The sequence below is a fragment of the Kitasatospora sp. NPDC057936 genome, from assembly GCF_042887525.1.
Lineage (GTDB): Bacteria > Actinomycetota > Actinomycetes > Streptomycetales > Streptomycetaceae > Kitasatospora.
In genome coordinates this window covers 1-12,988 of record NZ_JBHVPD010000062.1, presented here as the reverse complement: position 1 = coordinate 12,988, position 12,988 = coordinate 1, and the positions used below count along the sequence as shown (strand labels likewise).

At 74.0% G+C, this 12,988-nt stretch carries 15 protein-coding genes; 11 read left to right on the top strand and 4 right to left on the bottom strand.

Annotated features, from left to right (window positions below):
• The first annotated feature begins 7 nt into the window (after positions 1 to 7).
• On the top strand, positions 8 to 2,242 hold the full coding sequence (locus tag ACFVU9_RS28265) for a pyridoxal-phosphate dependent enzyme (RefSeq protein ID WP_387598085.1): 2,235 nt from the start codon (positions 8 to 10) through the stop codon (positions 2,240 to 2,242).
• A gap of 7 nt (positions 2,243 to 2,249) precedes the next feature.
• On the opposite strand, the gene ACFVU9_RS28260 is transcribed toward ACFVU9_RS28265, so the two are convergent.
• The 4 genes from ACFVU9_RS28260 to ACFVU9_RS28245 all read right to left on the bottom strand — a co-directional run bounded on the left by ACFVU9_RS28260 (position 2,250) and on the right by ACFVU9_RS28245 (position 4,163).
• Positions 2,250 to 3,032, bottom strand: coding sequence for a thioesterase II family protein (locus ACFVU9_RS28260; protein ID WP_387598082.1), 783 nt, complete (start codon positions 3,030 to 3,032; stop codon positions 2,250 to 2,252).
• Entirely contained in the window at positions 3,032 to 3,676 is a 645-nt protein-coding gene (locus ACFVU9_RS28255; RefSeq protein WP_380491017.1) for a LuxR C-terminal-related transcriptional regulator, read from the bottom strand. The genes ACFVU9_RS28260 and ACFVU9_RS28255 overlap by 1 nt, the downstream gene beginning before the upstream one ends.
• An 83-nt stretch (positions 3,677 to 3,759) precedes the next feature.
• Positions 3,760 to 3,972 (bottom strand): response regulator transcription factor, encoded by a 213-nt coding sequence (locus ACFVU9_RS28250; protein ID WP_380435265.1) that lies wholly within the window; start codon positions 3,970 to 3,972, stop codon positions 3,760 to 3,762.
• Between the two features lie 5 nt (positions 3,973 to 3,977).
• Positions 3,978 to 4,163, bottom strand: coding sequence for a hypothetical protein (locus tag ACFVU9_RS28245; RefSeq protein WP_380491019.1), 186 nt, complete (start codon positions 4,161 to 4,163; stop codon positions 3,978 to 3,980).
• 161 nt (positions 4,164 to 4,324) lie between these two features.
• On the opposite strand from ACFVU9_RS28245, the gene ACFVU9_RS28240 reads away from it, so the two are divergent.
• From ACFVU9_RS28240 to ACFVU9_RS28195, 10 genes are all read left to right on the top strand, one after another.
• Positions 4,325 to 5,368 (top strand): LuxR C-terminal-related transcriptional regulator, encoded by a 1,044-nt coding sequence (locus ACFVU9_RS28240; protein ID WP_387598078.1) that lies wholly within the window; start codon positions 4,325 to 4,327, stop codon positions 5,366 to 5,368.
• A 79-nt stretch (positions 5,369 to 5,447) separates the two neighbouring features.
• The gene (locus ACFVU9_RS28235) at positions 5,448 to 5,885 is read left to right on the top strand and encodes a hypothetical protein (protein ID WP_380435262.1); all 438 of its coding nucleotides are present in this window, start codon (positions 5,448 to 5,450) and stop codon (positions 5,883 to 5,885) included.
• Between the two features lie 88 nt (positions 5,886 to 5,973).
• Positions 5,974 to 6,354 carry a cupin domain-containing protein gene (locus ACFVU9_RS28230; protein WP_387598076.1) on the top strand — a complete coding sequence of 127 codons (381 nt, stop codon included), beginning with the start codon at positions 5,974 to 5,976 and terminating at the stop codon, positions 6,352 to 6,354.
• Positions 6,355 to 6,465: 111 nt separating this feature from the next.
• On the top strand, positions 6,466 to 6,831 hold the full coding sequence (locus ACFVU9_RS28225) for a DUF488 domain-containing protein (RefSeq protein ID WP_380435260.1): 366 nt from the start codon (positions 6,466 to 6,468) through the stop codon (positions 6,829 to 6,831).
• 145 nt (positions 6,832 to 6,976) lie between these two features.
• Positions 6,977 to 7,813: a ferritin-like domain-containing protein gene (locus ACFVU9_RS28220; RefSeq protein WP_387598073.1), complete on the top strand. Its 837-nt coding sequence runs from the start codon at positions 6,977 to 6,979 to the stop codon at positions 7,811 to 7,813.
• Positions 7,810 to 8,625, top strand: a complete 816-nt coding sequence (locus ACFVU9_RS28215) for a ferritin-like domain-containing protein (RefSeq protein WP_387598070.1) — start codon at positions 7,810 to 7,812, stop codon at positions 8,623 to 8,625. Before ACFVU9_RS28220 ends, ACFVU9_RS28215 begins: the two co-directional genes overlap by 4 nt.
• An 87-nt stretch (positions 8,626 to 8,712) precedes the next feature.
• Positions 8,713 to 9,198 carry a cupredoxin family copper-binding protein gene (locus tag ACFVU9_RS28210; protein ID WP_387598067.1) on the top strand — a complete coding sequence of 162 codons (486 nt, stop codon included), beginning with the start codon at positions 8,713 to 8,715 and terminating at the stop codon, positions 9,196 to 9,198.
• A 6-nt stretch (positions 9,199 to 9,204) separates the two neighbouring features.
• Positions 9,205 to 9,648 (top strand): hypothetical protein, encoded by a 444-nt coding sequence (locus ACFVU9_RS28205; protein WP_387598065.1) that lies wholly within the window; start codon positions 9,205 to 9,207, stop codon positions 9,646 to 9,648.
• A gap of 370 nt (positions 9,649 to 10,018) precedes the next feature.
• Positions 10,019 to 11,710 carry a hydrogenase maturation protein gene (locus ACFVU9_RS28200; RefSeq protein ID WP_387598062.1) on the top strand — a complete coding sequence of 564 codons (1,692 nt, stop codon included), beginning with the start codon at positions 10,019 to 10,021 and terminating at the stop codon, positions 11,708 to 11,710.
• A 132-nt stretch (positions 11,711 to 11,842) separates the two neighbouring features.
• Positions 11,843 to 12,898 (top strand): hydrogenase expression protein HypE, encoded by a 1,056-nt coding sequence (locus ACFVU9_RS28195; RefSeq protein WP_387598059.1) that lies wholly within the window; start codon positions 11,843 to 11,845, stop codon positions 12,896 to 12,898.
• The last annotated feature ends 90 nt before the right edge of the window (positions 12,899 to 12,988 follow it).

Genomic DNA, 12,988 nt, shown 5'->3' with positions numbered 1-12,988 from the left:
TACCGACATGCGGCAGGAATCGGTCATCGACGGCATCGGCCACACCCCGGCGGTGCGGCTGCGGGTGGACGCCCCGGACGGCGTCGAGGTCTTCGCCAAACTGGAGATGCAGAACCTCTTCGCGATGAAGGACCGGGTGGCCCGGCAGGTGATCCTCGAAGCCCGGCGCACCGGCGCGCTGGCCGAGGGCGGGCCGATCGTGGAGAGCTCCTCGGGCACGATGGCGCTCGGGGTGGCCCTGGTCGGCACCTACCTCGGCCATCCCGTGCACATCGTCACCGATCCGCGCATCGACCCCGTCACGCTGGCCAAGCTGCGCACCCTGGGCTGCGAGGTCCACGTCGTGGAGACGATGACCGGCCAGGGCTGGCAGAGCGCCCGGCTGGAGCGCCTGGCCGAGCTGATGGCCGGCCTGCCCGGCGCGTTCTGGCCGCGCCAGTACAGCAACCCGCAGAACCCCGCCGCCTACCGCGGCCTGGCCGGCGAACTGCTCGCCGACCTGGGGACGGTGGACGTCCTGGTGGGGGCGGTGGGCAGCGGCGGCTCGCTCTGCGGGACGTCGAAGGCGCTGCTGGAACGCCTGCCCGGCGTCGCGGTGGTGGGCGTGGACTGCGTGGGCAGCGTGCTCTTCGGCCAGCCGGACCGCCCGACCCGCCGGCAGGGCGGGCTCGGCAACAGCCTCTTCCCGGACAACATCGACTACCGCGTCCTCGACGAGGTGCACTGGCTCTCCGACGACGAGGCCTTCGACGCCACCCGCCGGCTCGCCCGGGAGCAGAAGATCTTCGGCGGGAACACCTCGGGCTCGGTCTACCGGGTCCTCACCCACCTCGCGGCCCGCGCCGAGCCGGGCACCCGGCTGGTCGGGATCATGCCGGACCGCGGCGACCGCTACGTGGACAGCGTCTACGCCGACAGCGCCCCCGGGGGTGCCGTGGCCGAGGCCCCCGAGGAGGTGGAGTACGGCGCCACGGTGTCCAGTTGGTCGTTCGCCCGGATCCCCCGCCGGGACCGGCGGCTGCTGCTCTTCGTCGAGTCCAACACCACCGGCACCGGGATGATCGCGCTGCGGACCGCCGTCCGGCTCGCCCTGGAGCCGGTGCTGTTCACCAAGGACGCGGCGCGCTACCCGGACCTGCCCGCCACCGGCTGCCGGGTCGAGGTCTGCGACACCGACGACGAGGCCGCGCTGGACGAGGCCGTCGCCCGGGTGAGCGCCGGACGCCGGGTGGCGGGCGTCACGACGACCAGCGAGTTCTACCTGGAGCACACCGCCCGGGCCGCCGCCGCCCTGGGCACGCCCGGCAACCCGCCGGAGGCGATGGCCCGCTGCCGCGACAAGGCGCTGACCCGCACCGCGCTGGACGAGGCCGGGGTGCACCAGCCCGGGTTCGCGGTCGTCACCGACCCGGACGGCGCCGCGGCCGCCGTCGCCGCCGTGGGGCTGCCCTGCGTCGTCAAACCGGTCGGGGAGTCCGGCTCGCAGTCCGTGCTGTGGTGCGAGGACGCCGCCACGGCCGTCGCGCACGCCACCGGGCTGCTCGCCGTCACCCACAACGTCCGCGGCCAGCGGACGGCGGGCGCGGTGTTGGTCGAACAGTACCTGGACGGGCCCGAGTTCAGCGCGGAGATGTTCGGCGTGGACGGCGAGGCGCGCTGTGTCGGCGTCACCCAGCGCACCGTCAGCCCGCTGCCGCACTTCGTCGAGACCGGTCACCTCTTCCCCGCCGACGTTGACGACGCGCTGGCCGGACGGATCGCCGACACCGCCCGGCAAGCCCTGAAGGCGCTCGGCTTCGAGCGCGGCCCGGCCCACGTCGAGCTCCGGCTGACCGCCGACGGCCCGGCCGTCATCGAGGTCAACGGACGGCTGGCCGGCGGCATGATCCCGGAGCTGATCCGCCCGGCCACCGGGATCGACCTGCTGGAGCAGCAGATCCGCGCCGCCGCCGGCCTGCCGCTGAACCTGTCGGCCGGTCACGCGCGCCGGGCCGGCCTGCGGTTCCTGACCGCGCCGAGGCCGGGCCGACTGACCGGCGTGGACGGGGTCGCGCTGGCCGGGCGGGTGCCGGGCGTGGAGCGGGTCGTGGTGAGCGGGACGCCGGGGCGCGAGGTCCGGCCGCCGCAGAGCGCCTACGACCGGCTGGGCCACGTCATCGCGGTGGGTTCCTCGCCGGAGGAGGTCGGACGCGCGCTGACCGAGGTGACCGGACTGATCGAGGTCGGCGTGGAAGAGGAGTGACGATCCGTCACATCGCTTCCGGCGCGGGCCGTCCGTGGAGCTCGGCCGCCATCCGGCCGAGCATCCGGTCCATCTCCTCCCGGAGGAAGAAGTGCCCGCCGGGATGGACGTGGAGGGCGAACGACGCCGACGTGTGATCGGCCCAGCCCGCGGTCGGCTCCACCGGGACGACCCGGTCGTCCCGGCCGGCGAACGCCGTGATGGGGCAGGCGACCCGGCTCCCGGCCGGCGCCCGCCACCGTTCGAACAGGGTCAGGTCGGCCCGGATCACCGGCAGCATGAGCTCCATCAGCTCGGCGTTGGCGAGGATCCCGGGAGGCGTGCCGCCCATCGCGGACAGTTCCGCCAGGAGCTCCGCGTCCGGCAGTCCGTGCAGCGGCTTCGGCTCGGCGGCCGAGGCCGGCAGGGCCCCGGAGACGAAGAGCCGGGCCGGCGGGGTGGCCCCCGGCCGCCGCTCCAGCTCCTCGGCCACGGCGTACGCGATCTTCGCGCCCATGCTGTGCCCGAGGATCGCGTAGGGCCCGCTCTCCCGCCGGAGGACCTCCTCGCACAGCGCGTCCACCACGGCGGCCATGTCGGTCAGCGGGGGATCGAGCAACCGGGTGCCGTGGCCCGGCAGTTCGACCGGGACGACCTCGACGGAGAGCGGCCGGGCGGCCGCCGTCCACGGGCGGAAGAACCGTGCCGCCCCGCCGGCGAAGGGGAGGCAGTAGAGGCGGGGCGAACCCGTTGTCGTCGTCCTGGTCCAGGGCAGCCAGCGGGCGCCGTGGTCACGGTTCTGTCGCAGCATCAGATGACACCGTTCTGGTGGGCGAACACGGCGGCCTGGAGGCGGTCCCGGAGGCCGAGTTTCCTGAGCAGCTGGGAGACGTGGAACTTGACCGTCGACTGCACGATGCAGAGCCGCTTGGAGATCTCGGCGTTGGACATCCCGTTCGCCAGCAGCGCCAGGATCTCGCGTTCGCGGAAGGTGAGGAGGTTGAGCCCGAGCGCCGGGAACAGCGCGGGCCGTCTGTCGCGCACCCAGCTCAGGAGCAGGGCCGCGATGTCGGGGGAGAGGAAGGAGTGGCCGGCGGCCATGGCCCTGATCGCCTGGGGGAAGTCCTCCGCCAGGGTGTTCCGGGTGACGATCCCGGTCGCGCCGGCCAGGACGGACTCCAGGACGGCGTCGTCCTCGGCCGGTGTCATGAGCAGCGTGCGGGGGGCCGGCCGGCTCGGCCCCTGGAGGTCGCGGACGAGCTCGATGCCCGTCATGTCCGCGAGTTCGTAGTCGGCCACGACGACGGCGGGGTTCAGCTCCCGGGCCAGCGCGCTGGCGGTGCTCCCGTCCGCGGTCTCGCCGACCACCCGGAAGTCCGGCTCGGCCACGAGGGCCGAGGAGAGTCCGCTGCGCATCAGCGGCTGGCCCGCACAAATCAGGATCGGTATCTCCATCGGTCCGTGACATCCCCTTTCTCCGGAGTGGTCCTCCCGGCACGCCGGCGTCCCGCCGGTCGGTGCTTCGGATGCGGACCGGATCAGCCCGTACCGGGCCCGGCGGGCCCGGCGGTGTCGAGCCCGAGGGCGATGGCCAGCAGCTGCGTGCGGCTGCTGGCTCCGCTCTTGGCCCGCATGTTGCGGATGTGGGTCTCGACGGTGTGGTGGCTCAGGTGCAGCAGGCGGCCGATCGCCCGCGACGTGTGGCCGTGCGCGAGGTGGTCGAGGATCTCCCTCTCCCGCGTCGTGAACAAGGGGTTCAGCCTCCCCAGGAGGTGTCGTTGCAGCGGGTGCGCGGCGGGCAGGTGAACGGGGCGGACGGCGTGGGGCCGCTGCGCTGGGCGGTCGTGGTGTGGCCGTCGTGGGCGCGTGCCGAGGCCGTCGGCGGGAGCCAGGCGGCGACGGCGGCGAGGAGCGCCACGGTGGTGAGGACGATGCGCTTCATGGGGTGTCTCCCGTGGTTCGTTGGTATTCGCCCCATCCGCTGAAGGGGCGGTGGCCTCACTCTGGCGGGCATCGAAGATCGCCGACATGCTTGGAGCCGTTCATCAACGTGCCTGGCAACAAAGGGGTGTGGGTGTAAACATGGACAAAAGTGATCACGATGTGACAGGGCGTCGGGCCGAACCAGGTCAGGGGCAGGAATCCGACCTGTCCGTCTACGCATGGTTCGCGGAGAACCGGTTCGCCGGGGCCCACGATCCGGTGGTCGTCGCTCAGGCGACGGGACTGGCCCCGTCCGGAGTGGCGGCCGCGGTCGAGAGACTCCTCGACACGGGACTGCTGGCGCCGGCCGGCGCCCGGCAGGACGCGCTGCGGGTGGTGTCCCCCGACGCGGCCTTCTTCCGGCGCGCCGCGCCCGTCGAGGCGGAGATCCGGCAGCGCCAGGACGACATCGCCCGAATGCGCAGCCGGTACGACGAGTTCTCCACGCTCTTCCCGGAGAGCCGGGAGACCGGTGCGGGCATCGAGGTGATCCCCACGCTCGCGGAGGTGCGTTTCCTGCTCAACCGGCTGGGCGAGCAGTGCACCACCGAAGTGGTCTCCTGCCAGCCCGGCGGCGGCGCCCGGCTCCCCGAGGCGATGTCCGAGGCCCTCGTGCGCGACCGGGCGATGCTGGAGCGCGGCGTGCGCATCCGCACCCTCTACCACCACACCGCCCGCTTCAACGGCCCCAGCCAGGCCTACGTCGCCGCCGCCTCCGCCCTGGGCGCCGAGTACCGCACCACGCACGAACTGGCCGGGCGGGTCATCATCATGGACCGCGAGACCGCCTTCCTCCCCTCCACCGGCCCGGGCCTCGGGGCCACGGTCATCCGCGAACCGTCGACCGTCGCCTACCTGTACGAGATGTTCGAACTCACCTGGGGCCAGGCCACCCCGTTCCAGGAGTCGACCGGACGCGAGATGGAGGCCGTCGCCCGGGAGATGCACGGCACGATCCTGCGCCTGCTCGCCGACGGGATGAAGGACGAGGCGATCGCGCGCCGGCTGGGCATGTCGCTGCGCACCGCGCGCCGGCACATCGCCGAGATCCTGGAGCGGCTCGGCGCCGACAGCCGCTTCCAGGCGGGCGTCGCCGCCAGCCGGGCGGGCCTGCTGGACACCCGGGAGCCGGATACCCGAGGGCCGGATACCCGAAAACCGTGATGCCGTCCGACACGCCGATGCACCATGCTTGACATCCCGACATCAGCGGGGTGAGCGGTACCGCCGAAGGAGACGACACGTGGACTGGGAACGCCTGAGCGAGCGCCCGGGGCAGGATCCCTACCTCCAGGAGCTGGCGCTCTTCCTGGACGCCCACTTCGCCCGCACCTTCGGGCTGGTCTGGCCCGAGAACGAGCCCGTCGTTCCACGGGGGACGGGCGGACCGCCGGACACCGTGCTGGCCAGGTACGTCGCCGACGGCCTCACGGCCCTGCTGGGCTGGCGGGTCGAGCACGCCGCCGGCCCCCGGCCGCCCTCCGGCCACCTCCTGGTGATCCAGTCCGCCGGATCGAGCCGCTGGACGCTCCGCTCGCCGGGGGACCCCGCCGCCGAGGTCTCCACCCTGAGCGGCGAGGCCCTGTACGTCCCGCCCGGCTACCGGTCCAGCGCCGTCCACAGCGACGACGCGCGGCACGTCGTCCTCGTCGTCACCGAAGCCGAGGGGGCACAGGCCTAGGGCGACGACGTCCACCTGCCACCTGCGGGCTTCCGTAGAATCCACGGGCGCCCATCCGGTCGCGCCCGCCCGTCCGCAGGAGGAAGCCTTGACGTCCGACCCGCGGCCCGGTGTGCTCACCTGCCTGGACGGCCTGCTCGACCGGGCCCCCGCCGACCGCGGCGGCGCCCTGTGGCGGCTCGCGGAGGAGGGCCGCCAGCTGGACGCGAACGTCATCCGCCTGCTCCCGCACGCCGAGGTCGCCGCCCACGTGGAGCCGGACCTCGACGTCCTCGTCCAGGTCCTGGAGGGCAGCGGCCACCTGGAGACGGCCGCCGGCCGGCAGGTCCTGGCGCCCGGCTGCACGGCCTGGCTGCCGCACGGCGCCCGCCGCGCCGTCTCGGCGGGCCCGGACGGCCTCGTCTACCTCACCGTCCACCGCCGCCGCCCCGGCCTGTCCGTCCGCCCGGCGCCGAAGGACGTCCGGTGAGGGGCTGACGGGCGCGCGGTACGCCCGCGCGGGTGTGCCCCGCTTGTGGACGGGCGTGGTCGCGGGTTCTCGTGGAGACCGGTGTCCGGACAGAACCGGGAGGGTCCCGTCATGGCCGCACGAGTCGCCTACCGGCGGATCTACGAGGAGTCCTCGCCCCAGGACGGGCGGCGGGTGCTCGTCGACCGGGTCTGGCCGCGCGGGATGACGAAGGAGGACGCGCACCTCGACGAGTGGCTGCGGGACGTCGCCCCGTCGACCGGCCTGCGCCGCTGGTACGGGCACGAGCCGAGCCGGTTCGCCGAGTTCCGCCGCCGCTACCGCGCCGAGCTGCGCGACACGGAGCACCGGGAGGCGGCCGGGCACCTGCGCGACCTCGCCGCCGGGGGCGGTCTCACGCTCCTGACCGCGACCAGGGACGTCGACCACAGCCAGGCCGCCGTCCTCGCCGAGTGGCTCGGCGGCACGCGGCGATGACCGTCAACCGCGCTCCTTCGCCCCCACCCGCACGAAGGAAAAGACGGGCCAAACGGGGCGTTGAACCGAGCCGCGGCCGCGCTCGTACCGAAGGGCAGGGGAAAGCGGTCCGGCATCCGGCCGGGTCGCCGGACCGAGACGGGACATGATGGCCGACGAGCGCATCGACACCCGACTGCTGGACGAACTCACCGAGCAGTCACAGGACTTGAACAGCGACGCGATGCGGATCACCCGCGGCGCGCTGAGCGGCTTCGCGGAGGCCGCCGGGCCGTCGCGGCCGTGGTGGCGGGGCGGCGCGCTCGCCGCCCTGGTGGGCGGGGCGGGCCTGCTCGGCACGGCCCGGGCGGCGGCGGACTCCCCGTCGCCCTCGGCGTCGCCGTCGCCGTCGGGATCCGCCTCCGGCGCCGTGACGGCGGACGACATCCGCGCGCTCCAGACCGCCGCGGCGCTGGAGAACCTGGCGGTGAGCGTCTACCAGACGGCCGCCGGCCTGCCGTTCATCAAGGACGGCAACAAGACGGTGGCCGCGTTCATCGCCAAGACCACCGAGCAGCACCAGGCGCACGCCCAGGCCTTCAACGCCGCCGCGACCGCCGGCGGCGGCAAGGCGCAGACCGGCCCGGACCCGAAGTACAAGGCGGTGGTCGACCAGACGCTGCCCACCATCAAGACGCCGGCCGACGTGGTGAAGCTCGCCATCACGCTGGAGGACGTCGCCGCCCAGACGTACACCAAGAACGTCGGCCAGGTCTCCGGCGCCGACCTGCGCAAGCTCTTCGCCTCCGTCGCCCCGGTGGAGGCGCAGCACCGTGCCGTGCTGCTCGCCGTGCAGGCGCTGCTGGCGGGCAACGCCGCCGATCTGATCACGATCCCGGTGGACCCGGCGAAGCTGCCCGCCGCGGCCGGCAGCGTGGGCTTCCCCGACGCCTTCTACAAGACCGACAGCGCCTCCCCGATCACCGAAGGGGCCGTCCAGTGACCGCCGACCGCACCTGGGAGCCCGCCCTCGGCGAGGCCGAACTCGCCCGCCTGACCCGGGAGATGGACGAGGCCCACCGGGCCACGCTGCCGCTGATGCGGGCCTCCGCGCGCGACCTCGGGGAAGAGCTCCGCGCCTCGGTCCCGGCCGATCCTGGCCGGCGCCGGTTCCTGCTCGGCGCTGGCGGCGTGGCCGCGGCCCTCACGCTGGCGGCGTGTTCCGGCAGCAAGAGCGTCAAGGAGCCGGCGCCGACCAGTCCGGCCGGCTCGGCCAGTGCGGTGTCCGGCTCGCCGTCGGCGTCCGGCGGCTACACCGGGGACCTGCGGGTCGTCGCGCTGGCCGTCGCGCTGGAGAACCAGGCGGTCGGCGCCTACAAGGCCGCGCTGGACGCCGCGGGCGCGGGCAAGCTCGGCACGGTGCCGCCGGCGGTCGCGACGTTCGTGACCACCGCGATGAACCAGCACGCCGACCACGCCAAGGCCTGGAACGCCGTCCTCACGGGCGCCGGACTGCCCGCGATCAACGACGTGCCGCTGTCCAACCAGGCGGACACGATGGCGGCCCTCGGCAAGGCGGCCTCGGTCGGGGACGTGGCCAAACTCGCGCTCGAACTGGAGGACCAGGCCGCCCAGACCTACCTCTTCGCGACGTACAACGTGACCGGTGCGGCCGGCATCGCGACGGCCGCGAGCATCGCCCCCGTCGAGGCCATGCACGCGGCGATCCTGAACTACGTGCTCGGCCAGTACCCCGTGCCCGACGACTTCCTGCCCACCGACAAGGCCGCCAGCCCGGACCTGCTGACCGTCTGACGACACCACGAGCCGGCGCGCGCCCACCCGACACCCCGGGCGCGCGCCCCACCCCTCCACCCGACCCACCCGAAACGGAGCCCGTACGTGACCAGAACCCGGCCCCTCCTGGCTGCTGCCGCCGCCCTGCTGCTCTCCGTGGGTCTCGCGGCCTGCTCCAGCTCCAGCAAGCCCGCGAACACCACCACCAGCGCGGCGAGTTCCCCGGCCGCCAGTGCAAGTGCCAGCGCCAGTGCCACCGCGACCGCGACCGCGAGCGCCACCGCGACCGCCAGTGCCACCGCGTCTGCCTCCGCCGCCACGCCCGCACCCACCAGCACCGGCGCGCTCCAGGTCACGATCAAGAACTTCGCGTTCGCGCCGGCCTCCCTCACCGTGAAGCCCGGTCAGACCGTCACGGTCGTCAACCAGGACTCCACCACCCACACGCTGACCGCCTCCGACAAGTCCTTCGACACCGGGAACATCGCCCCGGGGGCGTCCGCGACCTTCACCGCGCCGCAGCAGACGGGCGACCATCCGTACATCTGCAGCATCCACCCGTTCATGCACGGCACCCTCACCGTTGGCTGATGCACCATGGACACCCCCGCACCCGGCCGCCGCCGCGGCCGGAGCCTCACCCACCTCGTCCTGCGCCTCGCGGCGGCGGCCGGACTCGCGATCGACGCGGCCGTCCACGCCCGGCTGGCCGACCAGTACGACGCCATCGGCGACTCGCTCAGCCAGGGCACCCTGTTCCGCCTGGAATCCGCCGCCGCGAGCCTCGCCGCGCTGCTCCTGCTCCTGTGGCGGCACCGCACCGGCGACGCCTTCGCGTGGGCCGTCGCCGCCTCCGGGCTCGGCGCGCTGCTGCTCTACCGCTACGTGGACGTCGGCGCCATCGGCCCGCTGCCGAACATGTACGAGCCCGTGTGGTTCACCGACAAGACGCTCGCCGTCTGGGCCGAGGGGGTCGCCACGGCGGCCCTCACCGTGCTGCTGCTGGACCGCCGACGACGCCGCCCCCGACCCCGGTCGTGAGGGCCGCGCCCCACGCCGGCGCGCGCTTCGGAGGCGCCCCGCCGCGCCCCAGTGCGCCCTGCCCGCCTCCGCACGCCGTTGTGGGCCGGGCCGACCGCGATGAGGCTTCTTGTCCGTACACGTTGTCTGTACATGTTCATGAAACCCGTCCGCGGAGGTGCACACCCGTCACTAACCCCGCAATCAGCCGACCAGTGGCCCGCCCCACCTCCCCGGGGGTGGGCCACCTCCACGTCGGCCGGGCGGCAGCGGCGGCGACGGCGGCGGTTCGGGTGAACGGGCGGCGCGGCGGCGGGCGCGCGGCCGGGGGCGGACGGGGCCGGGGCGATGATCGCCGGGTTCCCGGACGCTCACCCCACCGGAGGCGGATATGCGGATCCTGCTCCTCGCCAGCGCGTTCAACAGCCTCAGCCAGCGGCTCCACGCCGAACTGCGCGACCGCCGCCACACCGTGGACGTCCACCTCGCCGGGGACGACGACGACCTGCGCGCCGCCGTTCGGCGCCTGCGGCCCGACCTGGTCCTCGCGCCCATGCTGCGCACCGCCGTCCCGCCGGACGTCTGGTCGGAGACCACCTGCCTGATCGTCCATCCGGGCCCGCCGGGCGACCGCGGCCCGTCCTCGCTCGACCGGGCGGTCCAGGAGGGCGTCACCGAGTGGGGCGTCACGGTGCTCCAGGCCGAGGCCGAGATGGACGCCGGGCCGGTCTGGGCCTGGGCGCCGTGCCGCCTGCCCGCGCGCGGCAAGAGCGACCTGTACCGCAACGAGGTCTCCGACGCGGCCGTGGCCGCCGCGCTGCTCGCCGTCGAACGCGTCGCCTCCGGCACGTACGCGCCGCAGCCGCAGCACGGGTCCGGCTGGCGGGCGCCGGTGCGCACCCGGTCCGTCCTGCGCCAGGAGGAGCGCCGGATCGACTGGGCGGACGACTCCACCGAGGAGGTGCTGCGCCGGCTCCGCGCCGCGGACTCGCAGCCCGGCGTGCTCGACGAGCTGTGCGGCGGCGAGTGGTACCTGCACGGCGGGCACCCCGAGCCGGAGCTGCGCGGCCGTCCCGGCGACCTCCTCGCGACCCGGGCCGGGGCGGTGTGCCGGGCTACTCCGGACGGCGCAGTGTGGATCCCCGAACTCCGCCGGCGGCGCACACCCGGCGGGCCCGCGACCTTCAAGCTCCCGGCCGTGACGGCGCTCGGCGCCCTGCTGCCCGCGCTGCCCGAGGTGCCGGCGCCGCTGATGCCGGGCGGGGACGACGAGCCCGCCTGGTCGGACATCGGCTACCGCGAGGAAGGCCCGGTGGGCTTCCTGCGCTTCTCCTTCCCCGGCGGCGCGATGTCCGCCGAGCACTGCCGCCGCCTGCGGGAGGCGTACCGCTTCGCGCTCGGGCGGCCGACCTCGGTGCTGGTGCTGGGCGGCGGCCGGGACTTCTTCTCCAACGGCATCCACCTCAACGTCATCGAGGCCGCCCCGGACCCGGCCGCCGAGTCCTGGGCGAACATCACCGCGATGGACGACCTCGTGGCCGAGGTGCTCACCACCACCGACCGCCTGGTGGTCGCCGCCGTCGCGGGCAACGCGGCGGCCGGCGGCCTGATGCTCGCCCTGGCGGCGGACGAGGTGTGGTGCCGCGGCGGATCCGTCCTCAACCCGCACTACCGGCTGATGGGCCTGTACGGGTCGGAGTACTGGACGTACACCCTGCCCCGGCGGGTGGGCGCCCCCGAGGCCGAGCGGCTGACCCGCCAGGCGCTCCCGCTGTCCGCGGCGATGGCCGAGCGGGCCGGCCTGGTCGACCGCGTACTCGCCTGCGGCCCGCAGGAGTTCGGGCCGACCGCGGCCCACCTGGCCGGGCTGCTCGCCGCCTCGCCGGGCACGCAGCGCCGGATCGCCGAGAAGAAGGCCGTCCGCGAGGCCGACGAGCGGAAGAAGCCGCTGGCCGCCTACCGGGCCGAGGAGCTCGCGGTGATGCACCGGCAGTTCTTCACACCCGAATCGCCGTACCACGCGCTGCGCTCCGCGTTCGTCCGCAAGCGCCCCGCGCCCGCGGGCCTCCTCGCCCGGACGTGACCCGAACGGCCCAGCCGGCTTGCGTCCACCGGGCGACCCGCACGGCTCTCCGGACCGGCGTTCGATCCGAACGGTTGCTATGACTGTCTTTGAGCCATTTCGTCCGGCTCCCATCCCCGAGGAGGCATCCTCATGGGTGCTGCAACAGCTGCATCAACCGACACCGACGTGGTGCACATTCTCTGGATCAACGCGGGCCTCAGCTGCGACGGCGACTCCGTCTCGCTGACCGCCGCGATGCAGCCGAGCATCGAGGAGATCGTCACCGGCGCGCTGCCCGGCCTGCCCAGGGTCGCGGTGCACTGGCCGCTGATCGACTTCGAGTGCGGCCCGGTCCAGGGCGCGGACAACTTCGTCGAGTGGTTCTTCAAGGCCGAGCGCGGCGAGATCGAGCCGTTCGTGCTGGTCGTCGAGGGGTCCATCCCCAACGAGAAGATCAAGAAGGAGGGCTACTGGTGCGGCTTCGGCGACGACCCCGCGACCGGCCAGCCCATCACCACCAGTGAGTGGCTGGACCGGCTCGCCCCCAAGGCGACCGCGGTGGTGGCCATCGGCACGTGCGCCACGTACGGCGGCATCCACGCGATGGCCGGCAACCCGACCGGCGCCATGGGCGTGCCGGACTACCTCGGCTGGGACTGGAAGTCCAAGGCCGGGCTGCCGATCGTCTGCGTGCCGGGCTGCCCGATCCAGCCCGACAACTTCGCCGAGACCCTCACCTACCTGCTCTACCAGCTGGCCGGCTCCGCGCCGATGATCCCGCTCGACGACAAGCTGCGGCCCGCCTGGCTGTTCGGCGCCACCGTGCACGAGGGCTGCGACCGCGGCGGCTACTACGAACAGGGCCAGTTCGCCACCGACTACGGCACGCCCGAGTGCCTGGTGCGGCTCGGCTGCTGGGGACCGGTCGTCAAGTGCAACGTCGCCAAGCGCGGCTGGATCAACGGCGTCGGCGGCTGTCCGAACGTCGGCGGGATCTGCATCGCCTGCACGATGCCGGGCTTCCCGGACAAGTTCATGCCCTTCATGGACCCGCCGCCCGGCTCGCGCGTCTCCACCGGCGCCAGCGGCGTGTACGGGACGGTGATCCGCCGGCTGCGCGCGATCACGCAGAGCACCGTCGACAAGGAACCGAAGTGGCGCCACACCGGCCGCCAGCTGACCACCGGTTACCGCCCGCCCTGGTGACGCCGGAGGGCCGCGCCCCCCGCCCGGGGTGCGCGGCCCCGCGCCGCCCCGGGCTCTTATAAACAAAAGACGCGGCCGACCAACAAATAT

Bases quoted from the DNA above. Each gene is read 5' to 3' on its own strand.
- ACFVU9_RS28265 (WP_387598085.1), top strand. From the start codon at position 8: ATGCGGCAGGAATCGGTCATCGACGGCATCGGCCACACCCCGGCGGTG.
- ACFVU9_RS28260 (WP_387598082.1), bottom strand. From the start codon at position 3,032: ATGCTGCGACAGAACCGTGACCACGGCGCCCGCTGGCTGCCCTGGACC.
- ACFVU9_RS28255 (WP_380491017.1), bottom strand. From the start codon at position 3,676: ATGGAGATACCGATCCTGATTTGTGCGGGCCAGCCGCTGATGCGCAGC.
- ACFVU9_RS28245 (WP_380491019.1), bottom strand. From the start codon at position 4,163: ATGAAGCGCATCGTCCTCACCACCGTGGCGCTCCTCGCCGCCGTCGCC.
- ACFVU9_RS28225 (WP_380435260.1), top strand. From the start codon at position 6,466: ATGGCCGCACGAGTCGCCTACCGGCGGATCTACGAGGAGTCCTCGCCC.
- ACFVU9_RS28220 (WP_387598073.1), top strand. From the start codon at position 6,977: ATGATGGCCGACGAGCGCATCGACACCCGACTGCTGGACGAACTCACC.
- ACFVU9_RS28205 (WP_387598065.1), top strand. From the start codon at position 9,205: ATGGACACCCCCGCACCCGGCCGCCGCCGCGGCCGGAGCCTCACCCAC.
- ACFVU9_RS28200 (WP_387598062.1), top strand. From the start codon at position 10,019: ATGCGGATCCTGCTCCTCGCCAGCGCGTTCAACAGCCTCAGCCAGCGG.
- ACFVU9_RS28195 (WP_387598059.1), top strand. From the start codon at position 11,843: ATGGGTGCTGCAACAGCTGCATCAACCGACACCGACGTGGTGCACATT.